This is a genomic window from Vibrio sp. V03_P4A6T147, assembly GCF_002241085.1.
GTDB classification, from domain to species: Bacteria; Pseudomonadota; Gammaproteobacteria; order Enterobacterales; family Vibrionaceae; genus Vibrio; species Vibrio anguillarum.
This window is the reverse complement of sequence record NZ_NDIO01000217.1, coordinates 1-851: the sequence shown is the minus strand read 5'-3', so window position 1 is coordinate 851 and position 851 is coordinate 1. Positions and strand designations below refer to the sequence as shown.

Below are 851 nucleotides of genomic sequence, written 5' to 3'. Positions count from 1 at the left end.
ATGTGGTCTGACACCGTAAGAATCGTCAATGCTTTTGCGCCTAGATCCGCTGCAACGCCATAAATACCGGCCGCTTCCATATCCACACCTAAGATGCCAAGCTTATTCATTTTTTCGAATAAATCACCTTCAGGTGTGTAGAACAGATCAGCGGAAAACACGTTGCCTACTTTCACGGGCACGTTTTGTGCGCGTGCTTGATTGACGGCCGTTTCAAGCAATTCGTAATCCGCAATCGCGGCAAAATCGTGGTTGTTAAAACGGATGCGGTTAACTTTGGAATCGGTTGAAGCACCCATACCAATAACGATATCCATTAGATTGACATCGTCACGAACTGCGCCACAGCTACCAATACGGATGATATTTTTTACACCGTATTCTGAAATCAACTCGTGAACATAAATCGAGCATGATGGAATGCCCATACCGTGGCCCATAACGGATACTTTTTTACCTTTATAAGTACCGGTATAACCGAACATACTGCGAACATCACAAACCTGTTTAGCATCATCTAAAAAAGTTTCAGCAATGTATTTTGCACGTAATGGATCGCCTGGCATTAGAACGGTTTCAGCGAAATCACCAACTTGCGCATTAATGTGTGGGGTTGCCATCGTTGTTACTCCAAAGTTTTCGAGTCAGCGATTTATCCGCAATAAGTGGATTAAATTACTAATTCTGTTGAATCTGATGTGTTTTGTTGAGGCAATACTAGCTAGACCTGACACTGTTCCTTGAGAGATTTGTCACAGAATGGAGGTTAATACCCTTTTTGTGGCTCATTGATAACTAAAAGTGTTGAAAGTGGTAAGGCAATCGATTTGGGTAAACGTTTACCTTTTATG

At 42.2% G+C, this 851-nt stretch carries 1 protein-coding gene; it reads right to left on the bottom strand.

Features of this window, described 5'->3' with window-relative positions:
* Positions 1-620 (bottom strand): purine-nucleoside phosphorylase (deoD, locus tag B9J84_RS08570; RefSeq protein WP_404206665.1); only part of this gene is annotated, 620 nt, incomplete at its 3' end.
* Positions 621-851: the final 231 nt, after the last annotated feature.